Annotated in this window: 21 protein-coding genes; 9 read left to right on the plus strand and 12 right to left on the minus strand. The window is 57.6% G+C overall.

Annotation, left to right across the window (positions count from 1 at the left end; all coding sequences use genetic code 11):
* Window positions 1-18 precede the first annotated feature (18 nt).
* Together hydA and ACR0AU_RS04800 are read right to left on the minus strand one after the other, a co-directional pair.
* Window positions 19-1473, minus strand: a complete 1455-nt coding sequence (gene hydA / locus ACR0AU_RS04795) for a dihydropyrimidinase (protein ID WP_480795343.1) — start codon at window positions 1471-1473, stop codon at window positions 19-21.
* Window positions 1474-1565: 92 nt separating this feature from the next.
* Window positions 1566-2816 (minus strand): Zn-dependent hydrolase, encoded by a 1251-nt coding sequence (locus tag ACR0AU_RS04800; protein ID WP_480795400.1) that lies wholly within the window; start codon window positions 2814-2816, stop codon window positions 1566-1568.
* A 171-nt stretch (window positions 2817-2987) separates the two neighbouring features.
* Here ACR0AU_RS04800 and ACR0AU_RS04805 point away from each other — a divergent pair, with 171 nt between their 5' ends.
* Both ACR0AU_RS04805 and ACR0AU_RS04810 read left to right on the plus strand, forming a co-directional pair.
* Complete coding sequence (locus ACR0AU_RS04805; RefSeq protein ID WP_170393378.1) at window positions 2988-3596, plus strand: TetR family transcriptional regulator C-terminal domain-containing protein; 609 nt, start codon at window positions 2988-2990, stop codon at window positions 3594-3596.
* Window positions 3597-3708: 112 nt separating this feature from the next.
* Window positions 3709-3855, plus strand: a complete 147-nt coding sequence (locus tag ACR0AU_RS04810) for a hypothetical protein (protein ID WP_480503159.1) — start codon at window positions 3709-3711, stop codon at window positions 3853-3855.
* A 50-nt stretch (window positions 3856-3905) separates the two neighbouring features.
* Here the strand turns inward: ACR0AU_RS04810 and preA are convergent, their stop codons facing one another.
* The 3 genes from preA to ACR0AU_RS04825 all read right to left on the minus strand — a co-directional run bounded on the left by preA (window position 3906) and on the right by ACR0AU_RS04825 (window position 7382).
* The gene (preA, locus tag ACR0AU_RS04815; protein ID WP_170731922.1) at window positions 3906-5210 is read right to left on the minus strand and encodes an NAD-dependent dihydropyrimidine dehydrogenase subunit PreA; all 1305 of its coding nucleotides are present in this window, start codon (window positions 5208-5210) and stop codon (window positions 3906-3908) included.
* Window positions 5211-5255: 45 nt separating this feature from the next.
* The gene (locus ACR0AU_RS04820) at window positions 5256-6590 is read right to left on the minus strand and encodes an NAD(P)-dependent oxidoreductase (RefSeq protein ID WP_480795344.1); all 1335 of its coding nucleotides are present in this window, start codon (window positions 6588-6590) and stop codon (window positions 5256-5258) included.
* A 159-nt stretch (window positions 6591-6749) separates the two neighbouring features.
* Window positions 6750-7382, minus strand: coding sequence for a cupin domain-containing protein (locus tag ACR0AU_RS04825; protein WP_480795345.1), 633 nt, complete (start codon window positions 7380-7382; stop codon window positions 6750-6752).
* Window positions 7383-7534: 152 nt separating this feature from the next.
* Here ACR0AU_RS04825 and ACR0AU_RS04830 point away from each other — a divergent pair, with 152 nt between their 5' ends.
* The 3 genes from ACR0AU_RS04830 (at window position 7535) to ACR0AU_RS04840 (ending at window position 10610) form a co-directional block, all read left to right on the plus strand.
* Window positions 7535-8530: a hypothetical protein gene (locus ACR0AU_RS04830; protein ID WP_480795346.1), complete on the plus strand. Its 996-nt coding sequence runs from the start codon at window positions 7535-7537 to the stop codon at window positions 8528-8530.
* A gap of 72 nt (window positions 8531-8602) precedes the next feature.
* Entirely contained in the window at window positions 8603-9895 is a 1293-nt protein-coding gene (locus tag ACR0AU_RS04835; protein ID WP_170731916.1) for an O-acetylhomoserine aminocarboxypropyltransferase/cysteine synthase family protein, read from the plus strand.
* A 4-nt stretch (window positions 9896-9899) separates the two neighbouring features.
* The gene (locus ACR0AU_RS04840) at window positions 9900-10610 is read left to right on the plus strand and encodes a GNAT family N-acetyltransferase (RefSeq protein WP_170731914.1); all 711 of its coding nucleotides are present in this window, start codon (window positions 9900-9902) and stop codon (window positions 10608-10610) included.
* Between the two features lies 1 nt (window position 10611).
* On the opposite strand, the gene ACR0AU_RS04845 is transcribed toward ACR0AU_RS04840, so the two are convergent.
* Window positions 10612-11307 (minus strand): SIMPL domain-containing protein, encoded by a 696-nt coding sequence (locus ACR0AU_RS04845; protein WP_170731912.1) that lies wholly within the window; start codon window positions 11305-11307, stop codon window positions 10612-10614.
* Between the two features lie 164 nt (window positions 11308-11471).
* On the opposite strand from ACR0AU_RS04845, the gene ACR0AU_RS04850 reads away from it, so the two are divergent.
* Complete coding sequence (locus ACR0AU_RS04850; RefSeq protein ID WP_480795347.1) at window positions 11472-13358, plus strand: hypothetical protein; 1887 nt, start codon at window positions 11472-11474, stop codon at window positions 13356-13358.
* A gap of 56 nt (window positions 13359-13414) precedes the next feature.
* Here ACR0AU_RS04850 and hppD read toward each other — a convergent pair whose 3' ends face one another.
* Window positions 13415-14512, minus strand: a complete 1098-nt coding sequence (gene hppD / locus ACR0AU_RS04855) for a 4-hydroxyphenylpyruvate dioxygenase (protein WP_170731908.1) — start codon at window positions 14510-14512, stop codon at window positions 13415-13417.
* Between the two features lie 147 nt (window positions 14513-14659).
* Between hppD and ACR0AU_RS04860 the strand changes: the two genes are divergently transcribed.
* Both ACR0AU_RS04860 and ACR0AU_RS04865 read left to right on the plus strand, forming a co-directional pair.
* Entirely contained in the window at window positions 14660-15115 is a 456-nt protein-coding gene (locus tag ACR0AU_RS04860) for an Lrp/AsnC family transcriptional regulator (RefSeq protein WP_170405101.1), read from the plus strand.
* 20 nt (window positions 15116-15135) lie between these two features.
* Entirely contained in the window at window positions 15136-17019 is a 1884-nt protein-coding gene (locus ACR0AU_RS04865) for a monovalent cation:proton antiporter-2 (CPA2) family protein (RefSeq protein ID WP_170393396.1), read from the plus strand.
* 122 nt (window positions 17020-17141) lie between these two features.
* On the opposite strand, the gene cobT is transcribed toward ACR0AU_RS04865, so the two are convergent.
* A complete protein-coding gene (gene cobT / locus ACR0AU_RS04870; RefSeq protein ID WP_170731907.1) occupies window positions 17142-18152 on the minus strand; it encodes a nicotinate-nucleotide--dimethylbenzimidazole phosphoribosyltransferase in 1011 nt (336 codons plus the stop codon).
* A gap of 79 nt (window positions 18153-18231) precedes the next feature.
* On the opposite strand from cobT, the gene cobS reads away from it, so the two are divergent.
* Window positions 18232-18996 (plus strand): adenosylcobinamide-GDP ribazoletransferase, encoded by a 765-nt coding sequence (gene cobS / locus ACR0AU_RS04875; protein ID WP_480771369.1) that lies wholly within the window; start codon window positions 18232-18234, stop codon window positions 18994-18996.
* Here cobS and ACR0AU_RS04880 read toward each other — a convergent pair.
* The 4 genes from ACR0AU_RS04880 to ACR0AU_RS04895 all read right to left on the minus strand — a co-directional run bounded on the left by ACR0AU_RS04880 (window position 18993) and on the right by ACR0AU_RS04895 (window position 21442).
* Window positions 18993-19754, minus strand: a complete 762-nt coding sequence (locus ACR0AU_RS04880) for an ion channel (protein WP_480795401.1) — start codon at window positions 19752-19754, stop codon at window positions 18993-18995. The genes cobS and ACR0AU_RS04880 overlap by 4 nt on opposite strands.
* A 124-nt stretch (window positions 19755-19878) precedes the next feature.
* Window positions 19879-20388: a CarD family transcriptional regulator gene (locus ACR0AU_RS04885; RefSeq protein WP_010439402.1), complete on the minus strand. Its 510-nt coding sequence runs from the start codon at window positions 20386-20388 to the stop codon at window positions 19879-19881.
* A 284-nt stretch (window positions 20389-20672) separates the two neighbouring features.
* Window positions 20673-21011 (minus strand): ferredoxin FdxA, encoded by a 339-nt coding sequence (fdxA, locus tag ACR0AU_RS04890; protein ID WP_010439399.1) that lies wholly within the window; start codon window positions 21009-21011, stop codon window positions 20673-20675.
* Between the two features lie 65 nt (window positions 21012-21076).
* Window positions 21077-21442 carry an RNA-binding S4 domain-containing protein gene (locus ACR0AU_RS04895; RefSeq protein WP_170393403.1) on the minus strand — a complete coding sequence of 122 codons (366 nt, stop codon included), beginning with the start codon at window positions 21440-21442 and terminating at the stop codon, window positions 21077-21079.
* Window positions 21443-21448: the final 6 nt, after the last annotated feature.

The raw sequence follows: 21448 nt of genomic DNA on the forward strand, positions 1-21448 counted from the left end.
AAAGGCGACCCAAGGGGTTTATACACCCGTTGCCGGTATACCTGTCCGCTCAACAGGCCGGGGCGCTGTCAACTCTTTCCAGGTGCTTAGCGCCTTGTTCACATGGGTATTGGCCTCACGCGCCACGAACTTCCCGTGCCCTTCCTGAGTCTGAATCTCGCCATCATGTACGGCCACCGCGCCGCGGGTCAGCGTAAACCGAGGCAGCCCTCGCACCTCTTTGCCCTCGAAGACATTGTAGTCGATGGAGGATTGTTGTGTCTCGGCCGTGATTTCCTTGGCCTTGTCCGGGTCCCAAACCACCAAATCTGCATCAGCACCCACAAGAACTGCACCTTTTTTCGGGTAACAATTCAATATCTTGGCAATGTTGGTTGAAGTCACAGCCACAAACTCGTTCGGTGTCAATCGCCCGGTATTCACCCCATGGGTCCACAGCATCGGCATCCGGTCCTCCAACCCGCCGGTGCCGTTCGGGATCTTGGTGAAATCCCCAACGCCATAGCGTTTCTGCTCGGTCGTAAAGGCACAGTGATCCGTGGCCACCACACTCAGTGTTCCGGACTGCAAACCGTTCCACAAGCTATCCTGATGCTGTTTGTTCCGGAACGGAGGGCTCATGACCCGACGTGCCGCGTGCTCCCAATCGTGGTGGAAGTATTCACTCTCATCCAATGTCAGGTGTTGGATCAAAGGTTCGCCCCAAACCCGCTTGCCCTGCATCTTGGCACGCCGGATGGCCTCGTGCGCCTCCTCACAGGAAGTATGCACCACATAGAGCGGCACACCCGCCATATCTGCAATCATGATCGCCCGGTTGGTTGCCTCACCTTCCACCTGCGGTGGGCGGGAATAAGCATGTGCCTCCGGTCCAGTATTGCCTTCGGCGAGCAGTTTCGCGCTCAGCTCAGCAACCACATCGCCGTTCTCGGCATGCACCATCGCAGTGCCGCCCAGCTCGGCCAAACGCTTGAACGAGGCAAAAAGCTCATCGTCGTTCACCATCAGTGCGCCTTTATAGGCCATGAAATGCTTGAACGTGTTGATGCCGCGCGTCTCGATGACGGTTTTGATGTCATCAAACACCTGCTCGCCCCACCAGGTCACCGCCATATGGAACGAATAATCACAGTTCGCGCGCGTTGACTTGTTGTCCCAACGCTTCAGGGCGTCCAACAGGCTTTCGCCCGGATTAGGCAACGCGAAATCCACAACCATCGTGGTCCCGCCTGCCAGCGCTGCGCGCGTGCCGCTTTCGAAATCATCGCTGGAATAGGTTCCCATAAACGGCATTTCCAGATGCGTGTGCGGGTCGATCCCTCCGGGCATGACATAACAGCCCGATGCATCAAGTTCCTTTTCACCTCGCAGGTCCGGCCCAATCTCAGTAATCACACCACCTTCGACCTTTACATCCGCCTTATAGGTCAGATCAGCGGTCACAACGGTTCCGTTCTTGATTACAGTGCTCATGTTAAACTCCCTGATGCGGTCTGCGCCGCTTGCTTCATCTGGCTAAAAATACCCCGGGGGAGCCGCCCATCGGGCGACGGGGGCAGAGCCCCCTATTCCACGATCCCAGCCGTCTCGACGACCGCATGCAACAGAACATCCGCCCCGGCTGCAGCCCAATCCTTGCTGATCTCCTCAGCTTCATTATGGCTCAACCCATCAACGCATGGGCACATCACCATCGCCGTTGGCGCTACCCGGTTGATCCAGCAGGCATCATGCCCGGCGCCCGAGATGATATCCGTATGCGAATACCCCAACCGCTCAGCCGCATCGCGCACCGCCGCCACGCAACCCTCATCAAACTTCACTGGATCAAAACCGCCCACTTTCTCGAATTCGATCTGCAGCCCCATCTCTTCGACGATGCCTTCAGCTGCGACCCGCAGACGGTTCTCCATATCAGTGATCACGTCCAACTCGGGCGAGCGAAAATCGACCGTGAACACTGCCTTTCCAGGGATCACATTGCGTGAGTTCGGATAGACATCGATATGCCCCGCCGCACCCACGGCATGAGGTGCATGCGACCATGCAATCTCGTCCACTTTCTCAAGAATACGCGCCATCGCCAGCCCGGCATTCTTGCGCATCGGCATCGGTGTAGACCCAGTATGCGCATCCTTGCCGGTCACGGTAACCTGGGTCCAGCTCAAACCCTGACCATGGGTTACAACGCCAATATCCTTACCCTCAGCTTCCAGAATCGGGCCCTGTTCAATGTGCAACTCAAAGAAAGCGTGCATCTTGCGCGCACCAACCTCTTCATCGCCGCGCCAACCGATGCGGTTCAATTCATCTCCGAACTTCTTTCCTTCGGCATCCTCACGTGCATAAGCCCAGTCCTGAGTGTGCATTCCGGCAAACACCCCCGAAGACAACATCGCCGGGGCATATCGCGTCCCTTCTTCGTTGGTCCAATTGGTGGCCACAATAGGGTGCTTGGTCTTGATGCCTAGGTCATTCAGCGTGCGAATGATCTCCAGCCCACCAAGCACGCCAAGAACGCCATCATACTTGCCACCTGTGGGCTGCGTATCCAAATGCGACCCTACATAAACCGGCAGTGCCTCGGGGTCCGCTCCCTCTCGTCGGGCAAACATGTTGCCCATCTGGTCCAACCCCATCGAGCAACCGGCATCCTCGCACCATTTCTGAAACAGCGCGCGCCCTTCGGCGTCCTCGTCCGTTAGCGTCTGACGGTTGTTGCCACCCGCGACGCCTGGGCCGATCTTGGCCATCTCCATCAGGCTGTCCCATAACCTGTCGCCATTGATCCTGAGATTCTGCGCCGGAGCTGCCATCATGTTCTTCCCTGTTGCTTGCGATTTGGCTCGCTTTTGGTGTCTTGATTTGACCATCTGGTCAAACTCACGCTATCACGGGTTCGACATCAGTCAAGAAATTGCAGTGGCCTGCCGGAATTTTCGACATAATTGACGCCCAACTGGCCGAAAAAAGGACAACAGGTGAACATGCCCAAAGACCGCGCCCCAACCCGGATTCAGCAAAAGAACCGAGCAGCGATTCTCGAGGCGGCCCTGAATGTGTTCTCAGCCCACGGTTTTCGCGGCGCAACCGTCGACCAAATTGCAGCTGAGGCGGGGCTGAGCAAGCCCAACCTGCTCTATTATTTTCCGTCGAAAGAAGCGATCCATACAGCCCTGTTGTCGGGACTGCTTGAAGTCTGGCTCGCTCCCCTGCACGCGTTGAATGAGGATGGCGACCCGCTGGAAGAAATACTGTCTTATATCCAACGCAAGCTTGAGATGAGCCGCGACCTGCCTCGCGAGAGCCGCCTCTTTGCCAATGAGCTTGTTCAGGGCGCGCCGCGCATTCATGAAGCTTTGTCCAGCGATCTCAAAAAACTGGTCGATGAAAAAACCACGATTCTGACAAGCTGGATGGCTCAGGGCAAAATTGCACGAGTCCATCCCTATCATCTGATTTTCTCGATCTGGGCACTGACACAGCATTATGCGGATTTCGATGTTCAAGTCCGGGCAATTCTTGGGGAAGAAGACCCTTTCGAAGGCGCGGTTCCGTTCGTGGAAACGCTCTATCGAAAACTGCTTACACCTTAAGAGACGCTTAACCCTATTGAGAAAAGCTCGGAGCATGATGACGTATCGCTCAGATCCCGAGCCTTGGATCACCCAGCTTTTCTCGTCCCGATCTGCTCGAACGGGAGCTGTTGTGCGACGCTTAGTTGCTTGGGTCGAACGCGAGGTTGGTCACGCGGCTTTTCAGGCTGAAGTGAAACGGCGCGGATACCATTTGATCCGCACCGCCAATCAATATGTCATCATCTGCCACAACGGACCCATCGACATTCTGTTCTGAGAAAATTCGCCGAATTTTCTCCGCCAAGATTTTTGACGAAATATCTCTGACTACTCCGCCGCTTTCGCCATGGGGTTGTTGGGGTGTGTCGTCCAATTGGCATATTCAGGATCAACGACCTTGCCTGTGCGCGGATCAACCGCTCCGGCGGCCATCGGCTCCATGGAAATACACCCCTCTACAGGGCACACATCCACGCAAAGATTGCAGGCCACGCATTCCTCGTCGATAACTTCGAACACCCGATCCTCCGACATCGAAATCGCCTGATGGCTGGTGTCTTCACAGGCTGCAAAACAGCGACCGCATTTGATGCACTGATCCTGATCGATCTTCGCTTTGGCGATGTAGTTGAGGTTCAGATATTGCCAATCCGTCACATTGGGCACTGCGCGTCCGATCACTTCGTCGATATTGGCATAGCCTTTCTCATCCATCCATTCCGACAAGCCAGCCGTCAATTCATCGATGATTTTGAACCCGTAGGTCATCGCTGCAGTGCAGACCTGAACATTGCCGCAACCCAGCGAGATAAACTCTGCTGCATCGCGCCAAGTGGTGACGCCACCGATGCCTGAGATCGGCAGCCCATGCGTGGCTTCGGCCCGCGCAATCTCGGACACCATCGACAACGCGATTGGTTTCACCGCCGGTCCGCAGTAGCCACCATGGCTGCCTTTACCGTCAATCGAGGGTTCGGGGCTGAACGTATCCAGATTGACGCTGGTGATCGAGTTAATCGTATTGATCAGCGATACAGCATCCGCACCGCCATTCTTGGCTGCCGCTGCCGGTTTGCGGATATCCGTAATGTTCGGCGTTAGCTTCACGATAACTGGGCGGTCGTAATACTGTTTGCACCAACGGGTCACCATTTCGATGTATTCCGGCACCTGCCCGACGGCAGACCCCATACCCCGTTCACTCATCCCGTGCGGACAGCCAAAATTCAGCTCGATCCCGTCCGCACCGGTTTCAGCAACACGCGGCAGAATGGCCTTCCAAGCAGCCTCCTCACAGGGCACCATGATCGAGGCGATCAGGGCGCGATCTGGATAATCCGCCTTTACGCGGGCCATTTCCTCAAGGTTCACCTCAAGCGGCCGATCTGTGATCAGTTCGATGTTGTTGAGTCCCAACAACCGGCGGTCCGCGCCATAAATCGCGCCATAGCGTGGGCCGTTCACATTCACGACCGGAGGCCCCTCGGCCCCCAAGGTCTTCCACACTACGCCGCCCCATCCGGCCTCGAAGGCGCGGCGAACATTGTACTCCTTATCCGTCGGTGGCGCGGAGGCCAGCCAATACGGGTTCGGGCTAGATATTCCAAGAAAGTTTGATGTTAAATCAGCCATTTATCCGGCCTCCCTGATGCAGCTCTGCATCTTTGTCTTTGAGTTTCACGCGCTCAGAGCAGCGTGGATATCCATCGCGGCATCGCGACCTTCGGCTACGGCGGTCACGGTCAGGTCTTCGCCTCCTGCCGCACAGTCTCCGCCAGCCCACACACCGGTCATTGAAGTGCGTCCCGCCCCGGTCACGGCAATCTTATTGCCATCCAGCGTTAGGCCTTCCGGCGCACCGTCAAGCGTCTGACCGATGGCCTTAAGAACCTGATCGGCCGGCACACGGACAGATTCACCCGTTCCGGTCAGTCGACCATCATGGCTCGCAGTATACTCCAATTCGATCTCTGCTGCGGCACCATTTCCGTGAATGGCCACCGGCTGAACATTGCAGAGAATCCGAACACCATGCGACGCCGCCAAATCCTGTTCGTACCGGCTGGCACCCATCGCGTCGCGACCTCGGCGATAGGCGATGGTGACGTGCTCAGCGCCTAGCAGTTTCGATTTCACTGCCGCATCTACGGCAGTCATACCACCGCCAATCACAACGACATTGCGACCCACAGGTAGATCAACCAGATCGCTGGCCTGTCGCACATCCGAGATAAAGTCGACCGCCGGGCGCACCCCGTCTTTATCGACCCCATCAGCCCGCAGTGCGTTCACCCCCGCAAGTCCTATTGACAGGAAAACAGCGTCATAGTTCTCCTGCAACCCTTCCAGAGAAATCGTCTCTCCCAGAATCGAACCGGTCTCGATCGCGATCCCGCCTATTTTAAGCAGCCAATCGACCTCGGCCTGTGCAAAATCATTGGTAGATTTATACGCCGCAATCCCGTATTCGTTCAGACCGCCTGGCTTGGGCTTGCCTTCGTGGATCACCACATCGTGCCCCAGCATCGCCAGACGATGCGCACAGGCCAGACCGGCGGGCCCTGCCCCAACTACGGCAATTGTCTTGCCGGTTGATGCGGCGCGCTCGAACGGATGCGCACCCGAGGCCATCACATCATCGGTTGCATAACGCTGCAGGCGTCCGATCTCGACCGGCTTGCCTTCGGCCGTCTCACGCACGCAAGCCTCTTCACACAAAGTTTCGGTCGGACAAACCCGGGCACACATGCCGCCCAGAATGTTCTGCTCCAGAATGGTCTGCCCTGCCGCCTGCGGTTGCCCGGCCTGAATCTGGCGAATGAACAACGGAATATCGATATCCGTCGGACAGGCCGTCACACATGGCGCGTCATAGCAGAAATAGCATCGATCGGCGGCCACGGCGGCCTCGTGCGGGGCCAGTGGCGGATGCAGATCGGTGAAATTCGAGGTCAGCTCATCGCTGGAAAGCCGCCCGGAGACGATCCCGGGTGCCATCTGGCCCTGTGCCATCACTCTACTCCCTGTAGATATGTTTGTTATGGACCCCAGCTTGCCACAATCTGATTTTTTATCAATTGGTAAAATTTGCCAAATGGTCAAAAAATGAAAAATCCGGGCGGAATGGTCCGGATTCAGTCAGAAATTGCCTATTTTGTTGGCAGCGGCGGCTCAGACCATCCCACCCAGGTGGCCGGATTTGATCCAAACACGGGCTCCGCCCTCTCCTGCTACAGCAGCAAAGCGTGATCCAGGCGGCAAGCGCAACCAGTCCCAAGTGCCAAATTCTTCGCCCGCCTCGGCAAAGCCACCTTCGATAACAAAGACCTCAAACCCCTTGTCGGCGTCCAATTCAATATGTTCGCCCGCGCCCCAGGTTTGCACCTGGACATCCTCATGCGCATCCTTGAACAAATCGATATCTCCGCCCCCGTTGATCGAGCGCCGAACCTCGGTGCGGTCATCGGGGTCGAACTGATGCAGTTTGACCAGAATAGTCGCGCCTTCGCTGGCCGAAGGTGTATGGGAGGACGTCGGGGGATTGCGTACATAGCTGCCGACAGGGAAATCTCCGGTTTCATCCTGGAACACTCCGTCCAGCACCAGATATTCCTCACCCCCGTCATGAGTATGCGACGAAAACGCGCTGCCGGGGGCAAAGCGCACGATGGTTGTGGCACGCGCCACTTCCTCGCCAATGCGGTCCAGCATCTTGCGTTCGACGCCAGCAGCCGGTGACGCGACCCATTCGGTCTGATCAAAGTGAACGGCGACCCGCTGTGTGAAATCTGCATGGACCCGCATCTGCAATCCTCATGCGTTGCTATCACATTAGATGGGAGCACGAGCCGGATTTGCAAACCGGTCATGTTTGGGGTTTTGACGCCCTTCACAGCTTGTTGTACTTCCGGTTGAGGCAGCGGCCGAATACCGGCCCGATCAGAAAGCGCAACACGATGCAGGCAAGCCCGGCGACATTCAACATCCTCATCATCGGGCAAAACAACCGGCTGCAATACGAGGCATTGCTTTTCGCCGCCTCGCTGCGCCACAGCTCATCAGGGTTCAAAGGTCGGCTGTTCGTGGGGGTGCCACAGCCCGGCCCTCTTTGGCCTCAGAACCCCAGCATTCAGGATGCCGAAGTTCTTGAAGCCCTGCAGCATCTGGGTGCCGAGATTCTGCCTTTTGAATCTCATGCTTTTGGCTCGAGCTATCCCAATGGCAACAAGATCGAAGCTTTGCTGGCGATGCCAGAGGGTGAGCCCTTTGTCTTTTTCGACTCCGACACTCTGATCACCGGCGAAATTTCCGACGTCCCGTTCGATTTCGAACAGCCCGGCGCCTCACTTCGGGTCGAGGGAACATGGCCCAAACCCACGCTCTACGGCCCAGGATATGAGGGTATCTGGCGCGCACTGTATGACCGGTTCGGGCTGGATTTCGAAAGCTCTCTCGATCCCAGCCAACCCGAGGGTTATTGGCGGCGCTACCTGTATTTTAACGCCGGTTATTTCTTCTACAAATGCCCCTGCCAATTTGGTGAGCGGTTTATGGGCTATGCCCGCACCATTCGCGACGAGGAAATCCCCGAACTGACCGCGCAAGTTTTGAGCCCGTGGCTAGATCAGATCGCCTTGCCGCTGGTCATCCATTCCTTCGGTGGCGGACGGGATGCCCTGCCCGAGGGCCTGCTGGATGGGTCGGTCAGCTGCCACTATCGCCTGTTCCCGATGCTCTACGCCCGCGAAAGCGATCATGTGGTCGAGGTATTGGAAACCGTCGTGGCCCCGAACAAGATCAAAAAAGTGCTCAAAGGCTATGATCCACTGAAGAAGCTGGTGATACAGCGCAAGGGTGCGAAGATCCGGGCATTGTTCGACCGAAACAACCTGCCCGCACGCGAACAGGTCATTCGCAAAACGATCAAGTCCAAGGGGCTTTGGCTGCGGTGACGCGGACATTGTGCCGGGCGAGCCAATGTCCTAGAGATTCAGCAACACACATTCCAACAGGAGATTTCAAAGATGTCTGACGGCCCGACCTACGGTTTTGACACGCTGCAAATTCACGCCGGGGCCCGCCCTGACCCTGCCACCGGGGCGCGCCAGACGCCGATTTATCAGACCACTGCCTATGTGTTCCGCGATGCCGATCACGCCGCCGCGCTATTCAATCTGCAGGAAGTGGGCTTCATCTATTCGCGCCTGACCAACCCCACTGTTGCGGTGTTGCAGGAACGTGTCGCCACGCTGGAGGGCGGTGTTGGCGCGGTTTGCTGTTCTTCTGGCCACGCAGCACAGATCATGGCGCTGTTCCCGCTGATGGGACCGGGCTGCAACGTTATCGCATCGACCCGTCTGTACGGCGGCACGGTCACCCAATTCAGCCAGACGATCAAACGCTTTGGATGGTCGGCCAAGTTCGTCGACACCGACGATCTGGACGCCGTCAAGGACGCTATCGATGAGAACACCCGCGCGGTGTTCTGCGAATCCATCGCCAATCCGGGCGGCTATGTAACTGATATTCGCGCGCTGGCCGATGTGGCCGATGCCGCAGGAGTTCCGCTGATCGTCGATAACACCTCGGCCACGCCTTACCTCTGCCGTCCGATCGAACATGGCGCAACGCTGGTCGTGCATTCGACAACCAAGTATCTGACCGGGAACGGCACCGTCACAGGCGGATGTATCGTTGACTCGGGCAAGTTCGACTGGTCGGCAAATGATAAGTTCCCATCGCTCAGCCAACCTGAACCTGCCTATCACGGCCTGAAATTCCACGAGACCTTCGGCCCGCTCGCCTTTACATTCCACGGCATCGCGATCGGTCTACGCGATCTGGGCATGACGATGAACCCTCAGGCGGCGCACTACACGCTGATGGGGATAGAAACGCTATCGCTACGGATGGAGCGCCATGTCGAAAACGCGCAGAAAATAGCAGCGTGGCTCGAGGCAGACGACCGTGTGGATTACGTGACATATGCTGGCCTGCCATCCTCGCCCTATAGCGACAGGGTAAAAAAGCACTACCCGCGCGGCGCGGGCGCCCTGTTCACCTTTGCGGTCAAGGGCGGCTATGACGCCTGCGTAAAGCTGGTGAACGCGCTTGAGATCTTCAGCCACGTGGCCAACCTTGGCGACGCACGGTCGCTGATCATCCACTCGGCCTCGACCACACACCGTCAGTTGACGCCCGAGCAGCAGGAAGCTGCAGGCGCAGGCCCTGGAGTGGTGCGCGTGTCCATCGGGATCGAGGATGCAGACGATCTGATCGCTGATCTCGATCAGGCTCTGTCCAAAGCCAGCGCCTGATCCGATGACCGGGCACAACACAAATGAACTGGGTCAACCCATCGGCTTGCCGGTCGCGGGCGAGTTTCCTCGCCCCACCCCGCCTTACACACCGATGCAGGGCCGGTTCTGTTCCGTTGTGCCACTGGATGTAAACAGGCACGCGCCCGGCTTGTACCGGGCGTTTGCCAACGATACGGACGGCCACAATTGGACTTATCTGCCCTACGGCCCGTTCGACTCTGAGGCTGATTTCACCGCATGGGCGCAGTCAAACTGCGTGGATGCGGACCCGATGTTTCATACAGTGCTCGACGCGGATGAGGTACCCGTGGGGATGGCCTCATACCTTCGGGTTGAACCAGCAGCGGGTTCAATCGAGGTAGGCCATATCCACTTCTCTCCCCTGCTCCAGCGCAAACCGCAATCGACCGAGGTTATGTATCTGATGATGCGCCGTGTGTTCGATGAGCTTGGTTATCGCCGCTATGAATGGAAATGCGACGCCCTGAACGCGCCATCAAAACGCGCAGCTGAACGTTTGGGTTTCACGTTCGAGGGCGTCTTCCGGCAGGCGACACATTACAAAGGACGCAACCGGGATACGGCGTGGTTTTCGATTATCGACAGCGAGTGGCCGCGCATTCGCGCGGCATTCGAGAACTGGCTTGCGCCGGGGAATTTCGATGCATCGGGCCGGCAGCGCCAACCGCTGCAAGCCCGGGTTGGATCGTAGATTACTCCGCGATTTCGAACTCCATCGCGATATTGACCGAAACGGAAATCTCTCCGCCTGCGACCGGCACGCCACCGGCGTCCGACATAGCCATCTCGCGCATCTGAGCCATCGGGCGAACACCTCCGCCGTGGTCGTTGATCGATAGGACGGGACCCAGCGTAACCCCGGACGCCTGCGCTAGTTGCTGCGCCTTCTCGGTCGCATCTGCCACAGCCTTGGCCCGTGCTTCAGCCTCAAGCGGTTTGGGCTCTTGCACGCCAAAACTCAGACTGCCGAAATCATTGGCACCGTCCTTGATGACCGCATCCATGATCTGGCCCAGATTATCCAGATCCCGCACGCGTACCGAAACGCGGTTGGACGCGGTGAACCCAGTGATCTTGGGTGGCTCATTGCTGGAATTGCTGCGCCCCGACCAGACCGGTGAAAGCGAAAGATCGCGCGTCTGAACATCGCGCGCCTCCAATCCCATTTCGTCCAGTCGTTTGAGGATCTGCGTCACCGCGTCCGAGGTCGCCTGCATCGCTACCGATGCCTGCGCATCCTGATTGGTCACGCCCAGTGTTATCGTTGCCATATCAGGTGCAACCAGAGCCGTACCGGTCCCGCTGACCGAGATGCGACGTTCTTCCGCATGGGCGGGCAGCGTCGCGGTGGCAGCGGCCATGGCGGCCAAAAAAGCAAGTGTCTTCAAGATGATCCCTCCTTGATGCTTGCCCTCAAGATGGGTGGTCAGGCCCGTACACGGCAAGGGGGAAACGTGCCTTTTTCTTTCCCTCGGCGAGTTCCTGCTCTAATCTCGGCGGGCAGACATCTAAGCGTTTGCATAAAAGCCGACAATTATGGTTCATCGCGATTATGAAACCCGCCTTTGCGCTGTCATTTTCTGAAAACGGCATTTCCTTGCATCATCAGTCGGATGGAGACTGGTACTGCATTGGTACCGTTCCGTTAGATGCGTCGGATTTCGCGGACCAGATGCAGGCCCTTCGGGATCAGGGATTCGCGCTGGAAAATGACCTGAGTTGCAAGCTTGTGATTCCATCAGATCAGGTGCGCCGCTTGGTTGTCGACACCGATGGTTTGGACACCGATGCAGCGGCGAAAAAGGTCAAGGATACGTTGGCCGCAGCCACGCCCTATGAGCTATCAGAGCTGGCCTATGTCGCAGGCGACGTGGGGACTGAGACCCCGGTTGCCGCTGTGGCCCAGCAAACGCTGGACGAAGCCAGCGCATTTGCCACCGATCATGGCTTTATCCCCGAGGCATTCTGGGTCAGCGCAACCGGCAACGATGCTCTGGACGCGCCATTTCTGGAACTGCCGATCATTGTGGATGAGGACGCTGTGATTGCGGCCCCCAAACCCGTTGATACGCCGGACATACCGGTTCACGCCATCGCTGAAGATGCAGCCCCCCCTGCATTTGAGCCTGCTACCAAAGCACTGCCCTCGTCTGCCAAGACAGGAACGGATCTGAAACGCTTTGCAATTCCTGCGATCGCAGCGTCGGTTGTGGTTGGAATGTTGCTGGGTGTCTGGTCTTACAACAGCTCTGACCCCGAAATTGTCGAAGTGGCCGAGCCGTTAGAGCCCGAGCTGCAGCCAGAGCCAGAAACTGCAACTGCAGAACCGCAGGCACAACCCGAACCTCAGGAAACCGAGATCGCAAGCCTCCCACAAGAACCTGAAGTGGCAGAGGAAGAACCGGTGCTCACCCCCACGGACGAGGCCATTCTCGAAGCACTGAAGATGGAACCGGAGCCGGTCGAAGACATCGCTGATCTGCCAGAGAGCAGAACCGAGTTTCGAGAGTTTACCGGCACCGCCCCTGTTGAACCTTCAGATCTGGAGCCAGCGCCTGTGGCTGGCGTGGATAATCAATATCTCACATCGGTCGATCGCTCGGACCTGTCGACCGATTCCGTCGCACTACCCGAACTTGCCAGCCTGGACACAGATGCGTCTTTTGAGTCGATCTCTTTGCCAGGCCAAGCGGGGCAGCGGTTCAACCTGGATGAACGCGGACTTGTGACGCCAAGCGCCGAAGGCACACTGAACCCGGCCGGCGTTATGGTTTATCTGGGTCGTCCCGCATCTGTGCCCCCCGACCCCCCAACCAGGTTCGAAACAGAACCCGTTGTCGTAGAAGAGGTCGATGAGAGACTCGCGGCGTTTCGCCCACGGCCACGCCCGGAAAATCTGGTGGATCAATTCGAACGTCAGCAACTTGGCGGTCGATCCCGGCAAGAACTGGCCTCGGTCCGGCCCAAGCTGCGGCCCGAGTCTCTGCAAACCCCTCCGCAGGTCGATGAAACCCCGACTGCGCTGGCTGTTGTACGGGTACCCCGTCCAAAAATCAGGCCTGCCAGCATCACGGCGCGCGCGACACGGCAACCTAGTTCTGGGAGTGCAGCGCTGGCCTCGACCGCAAATGTGGCCAGTAATGCCGATGAAGTTGGTTCGTTCCAGCCCAGAACGGTCAATCCCAAAATCCCGTCTTCCGCTTCAGTTGCGAGACAAGCAACCATCGACAACGCGATTAACCTGCGCAAGTTGAACCTAATCGGCGTGTACGGCACCCCGGCAAACCGCCGTGCTTTGGTCCGCCTGCCCAGCGGACGCTACAAAAAGCTGAAGGTGGGCGATCGCATCGACGGAGGTAATGTCATCGCTATCGGCGACAGCGAGTTGCGCTATCAGAAGCGCGGCAAGAACATCACGCTCAAGATGCCGCGCGGGTAAAGAAAAAGCGCCATGTCGGTCAGACACGGCGCTCGGTTGATTTCATTGATTCATGTTTAGGCTGCCGAGATTTCACCCGACTCGATCTGCTCACGTTCGATCGATTCAAACAGGGCCTTGAAGTTGCCTTCACCAAACCCGTCATCCCCTTTACGCTGAATGAACTCAAAGAAGATCGGGCCAATAACTGTTTTCGAAAAGATCTGCAGCAGAATCTTGGTCTCACCGCCATCAACAACGCCTTCGCCGTCGATCAGAATGCCGTGCTTCATCATCCGATGCTTGGGCTCTTCATGGCCGGACACACGGTCGTAAGACATGTCATAATAGGCCTCGTTCGGACCGGGCATGAACTTCAGACCCTTCTCGGCAATGGCATCGGTCGAGGCGTAGATGTCGTCGCTGCCCACCGCGATATGCTGGATGCCTTCGCCGTTGTACTTCTTCAGGTAGGAGACGATCTGTCCGGTCTCTCCACGATCTTCATTGATCGGAATGCGGATGCGACCACAAGGTGAAGTCAGCGCGCGACTGTAAAGCCCGGTGAACTTACCTTGAATGTCGAAAAAGCGGATTTCACGGAAGTTGAACAGGTCGCCATAGAATTTGAACCACTTGTCCATGTTGCCCTTGAACACGTTGTGGGTCAGGTGATCGAGATAGTAGAACCCATCGCCGCGCGGTTTTGACTGCTCCAGCCATTCAAATTCCTCGTTGTAGGGCGAGGTGTCATAATACTGATCGATGAAGTAGATCAGCGAACCACCAATGCCCTTGATCGCCGGAACGTTCATGGTCTTGTCTGCGCCATCATAGGGCTCAGCCCCTTTGGCGATCGCGTGCTCATAAGCCTTCTGAGCATCAACAACGCGCCAGCCCATGGCAGGGGCGCAGGGGCCGTGCTCGGCCACGAATTTGGCTGCAAAACTATCAGGATCCGCGTTCAGGATGTAGGTTACATCACCCTGTTGCCAAAGCTCGACCTTGGGGGTGTTGCGGTGATAACCGACATAGTCGAAGCCCATTCGCGCAAACAGGTCTCGCAGCTCTTGCGGCTCGGGGTGTGCGAATTCAACAAACTCAAACCCGTCGGTACCGGCTGGGTTTTCTTCGCTGATGACAGATTTCGGGGCGTTATGCGGGAAAGGACCCATGGCGCGTCTCCTCGGAAAACAGGAATTTCTTTGCTGATTCAAAAATACGCCTTAATGAGTGCTGTTTCTGCGCATTGTTTTCGTATAAACTAAGCTTAGATGCGTACTTTCCGCATATTGATTGCAAATTTTGAGGAAACGCCGCACGTGCTGGATCGGATTGATATCGGAATACTCGCAGCTTTGCAGCGCGACGCGCATCTGACGTCGCAGCAATTGGGTGATGTGCTGAATCTATCCGCCAGTCAGGCGGGCCGTCGCCGACAGCGCCTTGAGGCCGAGGGTTATATCACTGGGTACACCGCACGACTGGACCCGCTGAGGCTGGGGCTACAGGTTCAGGGGTTCATTCAGGTGCATCTGGGCACTCATGGCCCCGAACAATCCGCAGGCTTCGCCCGCATGGTCAACACCCGCCCCGAGATCACCAGCGCCTGGACGATGACAGGTGAGGCAGATTATCTGCTTCACGTCTATTGTGACGACTTATCCGCACTCAATACCTTGCTTCACGAAGTGATCCTGCCGCATCCTGCAGTTGCACGGGTGCAAAGCCAGATCGTAATGGACCAATTGAAGCGCGACGCGCCGCTCCCGACCTGAGCGGATTTAAGAGGACAATAATGAACGAGTTCCTTTATCAGGCATCGATCTATCTGGCAGCTGCGGTGATCGCGGTGCCGCTTTCCGCCCGTCTGGGTCTGGGATCGGTGCTGGGTTATCTGGCCGCAGGCATCGCGATTGGTCCCATTTTGGGCCTTGTCGGGGCCGAGACGGAAAGCCTGCAGCATGTGGCCGAATTCGGCGTCGTGATGATGCTGTTCCTGATCGGGCTCGAGCTTGAGCCCCGTGCCTTGTGGGATATGCGGGACAAATTGTTAGGCTTGGGCGGGTTGCAGGTCGGCCTGTCGACCGCCGCAATCGCAGCTGTGGCGTTCTATGCGGGTCATCAATGGTCGGTGGCGCTGGCGGTTGGATTAACCTTGTCACTTTCTTCCACTGCAATCGTGCTGCAGACCCTGTCCGAAAAGGGCCTGATGCAAACCAACGGAGGTCGAGCGACCTTCTCGGTCCTGCTGACGCAGGACATTGCCGTAATCCCGATCCTAGCTTTCCTGCCGCTGCTTGCCCTGCCCGCAAGCATCCACATCGAAGATGACGGCTCCATCAGCCGCGGCGTAGGCATAGCCAAAGACGCGGATTATCACGCCAAACTCTCGCTGGTCGAAGGTCTGCCCGGCTGGGCCGTTACGCTTGTCACCATTGGCGCCGTCGCGTTTGTCGTATTGGCCGGCATCTACCTGACCCGCCCACTGTTCCGTTTCATCCACGCCACCCACCTGCGCGAAATGTATACGGCACTGGCGCTAATGATCGTGGTCGGCATCTCGTTCCTGATGACCCTTGTGGGCCTGTCGCCCGCTCTTGGCGCGTTTCTGGCCGGAGTGGTTCTGGCCAGTTCGGAGTTCCGACACGAAATGGAAAGCGACCTTGAGCCGTTCAAGGGGCTGTTGCTGGGCCTGTTCTTCATCACCGTGGGCGCTGGGATCGATATCGGGTATTTCTTCGCCGACCCGTTTGACCTGATCGGTTTGGCCTTGCTGGTCATACTGGCCAAGGGGATCATCCTGTTCATCGTCGGGCGCGCCTTCAAGCTGCGCGGGCGCGATCACTGGCTGTTCACGCTGGGTTTGGCCCAGGCCGGCGAATTCGGCTTTGTCTTGTTGGCGTTTTCTACGCAGCAGAACGTGATTCCGCCGGGCTTGTCGCAAAAACTGTTGATGATCATCGCGCTGACCATGTTGATCACACCGCTTCTGTTTATCGTCTACGACGTACTTTCGCGCTTTCTCGGCGAGAGCAATCCGCAGGTTGAACCCGATCAGATCGACGAAAAAGGCCCTGTCATCATCGCCGGGATCGGTCGCTTCGGGCAGATCGTCAACCGGCTGGTACAGGCAAGTGGGTTTAAAACAGTTGTTCTGGACCACGATATCGAAACGATCCAGCTGATGCGACGGTTCGGTGTCAAAGGCTTCCTTGGCGACCCCACTCGCCCCGAATTGCTGCGCGCTGCTGGAATCGAAAAGGCAGCGGTCCTTGTCGCGGCCATGGATGACTACAAACAGGTCACCCGTCTCGTCGGATATGCCCGCCGCCAGCGGCCCGATCTGCACATCATCGCCCGCGCCCGCGACCGCAACCATGTCTATGAACTGTATCAGGCCGGGGCCAACGACATTGTCCGCGAGATGTTCGACGGATCGCTACGCGCGGGCCGCTATGTTTTGGAGAATATCGGCCTCAGTGAATACGAGGCCGCACAGGCCGAGCAGACCTTCTATCACCACGACCGGGGATCGGTGCGCGAGCTTGCAGAACTGTGGATCCCCGGCATGCCGACAGCCGAAAACAAGAAATACATCGAGCGTGCGCGGCAACTGGAAAAGGATCTTGAAACCGCCCTGCTGGAATTGGCCGAAGAACATGCCAAGAAATCTGCCTGACCCGCCATTCCGACGGCTTTGCCCCGCAACAGGCAAGCAACCTCCTCCGCGTTCGTCTGTTCCAAAATATTTCGGGTAATTTTTAGCCAGCTACGAAGGGGGCAGCGCCCCCTGCCCCTGCCTTAGGCGTCCGACACACCCGCTTCAGCGAATGTCGCCATGCCGGAATGGCAAGCAACCGCGCTTTTCAGAATGTTGATCGCCAACGCCCCGCCCGAGCCCTCGCCCAAGCGCAAACCTAGGCTCAGCAACGGCTCTTTGCCCAGCTTGTCCAGCATCGCGGCATGTGCGCCCTCTGCACTTTGGTGGCCAGCGACAGTGTGATCCAGCGCTGTTTCCGAAATCTGCGCCAGACAGGCCGCAGCTGCGGTGCAGATGAATCCATCCAGAATAACCGGTATCCGCAATACGCGCGCGGCGGCTATCGCACCAGCCATAGCCGCAATCTCGCGTCCGCCGAGGCACCTTAGAATATGCAGCCCATCGCCCTGACCGTGCAGAGCGACGCCTTCCGCAACAACCCGGGTTTTGTTCGCCAGACCTGCATCATCCACACCGGTCCCGCGGCCAGTCCAGTCGGCAGCATCCCCGCCAAACAGCGCGCAAGCGATGGCTGCAGCCGGCGTGGTATTTCCGATCCCCATCTCTCCAACAACCAGCAGATCGGCCTGCGGATCAACCGCCTGCCATCCTGTGCGCAGTGCGCTTAGAAATTCCTCTTCGCTCATCGCGGGGGCTTGGGTAAAATCTGCGGTCGGACGGTCCAGCTCCAGCGCGTGCACGTCCATCTTCGCGCCCGCAGCCTTTGCCAACTGGTTGATCGCCGCGCCGCCATGTTCGAAATTCATGACCATCTGCACCGTCACTTCGGGCGGGAACGCCGAGACACCTTGAGCAGTTACGCCATGGTTGCCCGCAAACACGATGACCTGCGGCGCATCGATCTGAGGCCGCGCATCCCCGCGCCAACCTGCATACCAGATCGCCAGATCCTCAAGCCGCCCCAACGCGCCGGGCGGTTTGGTTAGTTGACCGTTGCGCTCTTCCGCGCCCTGCTTGGCAGCGGTGTCCGGACCGGGTGCGCCGGTCAGCGCATTGCGGAAACTGTTCAGGTCATTGAGTTCGGGCAGCATGGAAAGCCTCGTTGCATCAGAGTGGTTGTGTGTGTTTAACCAATGCTGGCAAAGCAACAAGACCCGGAAAGGCCTGGGAGTGACCAAAAACGACACCGCCCCGTTTTCCCTGTGGGATATCTCGCTGGCTCTGGTCCTTTTGACGCGCCTGCCCCTGCCACGCCTGCCCGATCAAGCGTTCACCCGCCAGTCGCGTGCGGCTTGGGCCTATCCCCTTGCCGGGCTTGTTGTGGGGGCGCTGGCTTGCGGCGTCGCCTGGATTGCAATCTGGGCGCAGCTGCCAACCCTTGCCACCGCCGCCCTGCTGGTCGCCACGTTGATCATCGCAACCGGAGCGATGCACGAAGACGGGCTAGCCGATACGGCCGACGGGCTTTGGGGCGGCTTCACAACCGAACGTCGACTGGAGATCATGAAGGACAGCCATATCGGCACTTACGGCGTACTGGCCCTGTTGCTGGGCCAACTGCTTCGAATTGCTGCTGTCATGGCACTGATCGGTGCGGGTCTGTTGACGGGCATATTGGCCGCCTGCCTGTTCTCACGCGCCATGATGCCCGTGCTGATGCGCGCGCTACCCAACGCTCGCAAATCGGGGCTGAGCCATTCGGTTGGTGCGCCCCCCTTGTCTGCGGTGCTGGCCAGTATCGTGTTGGCTATCGTCCTGTCGCTATTGCTGCTGGGTGGATCAGCCATCACGCCGATGCTCTGCGCCCTACTTGCAGCGGCTTTTGTCGCTCGCATCGCCAAGACCAAGATCGGTGGCCAAACCGGTGATATTCTGGGGGCCACGCAGCAGGTCTCGGAAATCATCTTCCTCCTGGCGCTAACAGCCTCAATCTAAGACGCCCCACCGGTTTCAATGCGCAGCGTCGCGCCACAGTGTTTGCAATGCACAGCATCCGGATCGTGCCGGAACAGGCCGCAGCTTGGGCATTTGTAGCGCACTTTCTGCGGCATGAAGATCGCCTGCGCCAGACGGACAAACAACGCCACGCCAACAACCATGATGAAAACGGAAAACAGCTTTCCCGCTGGTGTGCCCAGCGTGATATCTCCGAACCCCGTTGTCGTCAGGGTCGCCATAGTGAAATAAAGCGCGTCGATATAGGGGGTCTGCGCATCTTCGGGGACGAAAAAGACCAGTACTGCAGTCGAGGTTGCAAAAACAAAGACCATCAGATTGATCGCCGCAATCACCGCGTCCTCGTGGGTTCGGAAGAAAGGACTATCTCGGCGCAAATCCCGCAGCAGATGATAGGAATGGATCAGCCGCAACGCGCGCAATATCCGAAGAAACGCGAGATTGCCGGTCAGGAACGGGTCAAGCAGCAGCGACACGATCACAACGATGTCTGCCATCGTGTAAACCTGGCGCAGCAGTTTCCAGCGGTCTTTGGAAATCCACATCCGCGCGCAGAAATCCATTAGGATGATCAGCCCGACACCCAAACTTGCCGCCGTCAGCCCAGGCCCATGCGGGATATTCGCCGTGGAGACAAAAAAGATGATCGAGGCGATATCGAACAGGATCAGCCCATAGCGAAACCAGACCGAGACCGGCTCGTGGCTGATGTAGAGAAACTTGACAGTTTGCTTCATCATGTCCCCGTATCTTCCTGCAGTTACAGAAAAATACCCGACACACACCACAAGACCAAGCGCCTAGTCACGAAAAAGGGCCGCCCCGGATATCGGGACGACCCTTAAATTTTCTCGAACGCGATCAGGCTGCGCGTGAGGTCAGAACCTCATCGACCTGTTTGGCAGCCGAAATCTCATCGGCGCCAGAAACCGCGGCCACTTCGCGTGTCAGACGTTCCAGGGCGGCTTCGTAAAGCTGACGCTCGGAATAACTCTGCTCGCGCTGGTCGTCGGTGCGGTGCAGGTCGCGGACCACTTCGGCGATCGAGATCAAGTCGCCCGAGTTGATCTTTTGCTCGTATTCCTGCGCCCGGCGCGACCACATGGCGCGTTTGACCTTGGCCTTGCCTTTAAGCGTCTTCATTGCCTGGCTGATAACATCCGGCGAGCTAAGCGACCGCAGACCGGATTCGGTAACCTTGTTGGTTGGTACCCGCAGGGTCATCTTGTCTTTTTCAAAAGAAATCACGAACAGCTCAAGCGAGAAGCCTGCAACTTCCTGCTCTTCGATTGATACGATCTGACCTACGCCATGAGCCGGGTAGACGACATAATCGTTCGGGCGGAACTCAAGCTTTTTCGATTTCGACATTCATATTCATCCTTCATTTCTGATCGGGATATGAGACGACAAAAGCACCACAGCCGAGGCCCTGCATGGCCCCGTCAGGCGGCTTATTTGTCATAAATTCAGAACTCCAAAGCGAGCATACTTACGGAGCACATCCCAATCACAGTCATCATTCGGTCCCTAGTGTATCACAAATTTGCGACACTCAAAAGACCGCGCCAAGGTAAATGGGAAATTCCCTTTCTAACTCAACTAATTAATGCACAGATTGATGCCAAATGAACGGTAACCGGCTGCCGAATCGGTCAACCGCCCTCGCCGGGGGCTTCCGAGAAATATTTCTCCATCTTGCCTTCTTCGCCGTCGCGTTCCTCGGCCTCGGGCAAGGGGTCTTTTTTGGTCACGATCACCGGCCACATTTCCGAGTATTTCCGGTTGAACTCGACCCACTGCTCCATCCCCGGCTCGGTGTCCGGGCGGATGGCGTCGGCGGGGCATTCGGGTTCGCAGACACCGCAGTCAATGCATTCGTCGGGGTGAATGACCAATGTGTTTTCACCTTCGTAGAAACAATCCACCGGACAAACCTCGACACAGTCGGTGTATTTGCAGCCAATGCAGTTTTCGGTGACAACGTAGGTCATGTTGGATTTCCCGTTTGCGCTTTGGCGACTAGCTAATCCAGTCTGACCGCCGCTTCAAGGTCAGATCACCCCTTTGGGATGCGAGAAAGATCAAGCGCGCGTCTTTCTTTCTTGGTTGGACGACCTTTTCCCTCAAACGCAGGATTCTTGGGCGATACGTCCTGCTTTTCGGTCATATCAAAGTACAAAGCTTGCGCCTCGGGGGCCGGGCCGCGACGCACGCCAAGCGCTTCGATACGTACAACCCGAACAATACGCCCCTGCGGAAAGGTCAGGACATCTCCGGGTGCCACGGCTTGCGCCGGTTTCAGCACCCGATTTCCGTTCAGACGCACATGGCCGCCGCTGACCTGTTTGGCGGCCAGGCTACGGGTCTTGAAGAACCGCGCCTGCCACAACCATTTGTCGATCCGCAGCTTGGCCTCGGCCATCGCGGA

This window comes from Ruegeria sp. CG1 (assembly GCF_056537265.1).

Excerpts from the sequence above, each read along its gene's own strand:
- hydA (WP_480795343.1), bottom strand. The coding sequence starts at position 1,473 with ATGAGCACTGTAATCAAGAACGGAACCGTTGTGACCGCTGATCTGACC.
- ACR0AU_RS04800 (WP_480795400.1), bottom strand. The coding sequence starts at position 2,816 with ATGGCAGCTCCGGCGCAGAATCTCAGGATCAATGGCGACAGGTTATGG.
- ACR0AU_RS04805 (WP_170393378.1), top strand. The coding sequence starts at position 2,988 with ATGCCCAAAGACCGCGCCCCAACCCGGATTCAGCAAAAGAACCGAGCA.
- preA (WP_170731922.1), bottom strand. The coding sequence starts at position 5,210 with ATGGCTGATTTAACATCAAACTTTCTTGGAATATCTAGCCCGAACCCG.
- ACR0AU_RS04820 (WP_480795344.1), bottom strand. The coding sequence starts at position 6,590 with ATGGCACAGGGCCAGATGGCACCCGGGATCGTCTCCGGGCGGCTTTCC.
- ACR0AU_RS04825 (WP_480795345.1), bottom strand. The coding sequence starts at position 7,382 with ATGCGGGTCCATGCAGATTTCACACAGCGGGTCGCCGTTCACTTTGAT.
- ACR0AU_RS04830 (WP_480795346.1), top strand. The coding sequence starts at position 7,535 with ATGCAGGCAAGCCCGGCGACATTCAACATCCTCATCATCGGGCAAAAC.
- ACR0AU_RS04835 (WP_170731916.1), top strand. The coding sequence starts at position 8,603 with ATGTCTGACGGCCCGACCTACGGTTTTGACACGCTGCAAATTCACGCC.
- ACR0AU_RS04840 (WP_170731914.1), top strand. The coding sequence starts at position 9,900 with ATGACCGGGCACAACACAAATGAACTGGGTCAACCCATCGGCTTGCCG.
- ACR0AU_RS04850 (WP_480795347.1), top strand. The coding sequence starts at position 11,472 with ATGAAACCCGCCTTTGCGCTGTCATTTTCTGAAAACGGCATTTCCTTG.
- hppD (WP_170731908.1), bottom strand. The coding sequence starts at position 14,512 with ATGGGTCCTTTCCCGCATAACGCCCCGAAATCTGTCATCAGCGAAGAA.
- ACR0AU_RS04865 (WP_170393396.1), top strand. The coding sequence starts at position 15,136 with ATGAACGAGTTCCTTTATCAGGCATCGATCTATCTGGCAGCTGCGGTG.
- cobT (WP_170731907.1), bottom strand. The coding sequence starts at position 18,152 with ATGCTGCCCGAACTCAATGACCTGAACAGTTTCCGCAATGCGCTGACC.
- ACR0AU_RS04880 (WP_480795401.1), bottom strand. The coding sequence starts at position 19,754 with ATGAAGCAAACTGTCAAGTTTCTCTACATCAGCCACGAGCCGGTCTCG.
- ACR0AU_RS04885 (WP_010439402.1), bottom strand. The coding sequence starts at position 20,388 with ATGTCGAAATCGAAAAAGCTTGAGTTCCGCCCGAACGATTATGTCGTC.
- fdxA (WP_010439399.1), bottom strand. The coding sequence starts at position 21,011 with ATGACCTACGTTGTCACCGAAAACTGCATTGGCTGCAAATACACCGAC.
- ACR0AU_RS04895 (WP_170393403.1), bottom strand. The coding sequence starts at position 21,442 with ATGGCCGAGGCCAAGCTGCGGATCGACAAATGGTTGTGGCAGGCGCGG.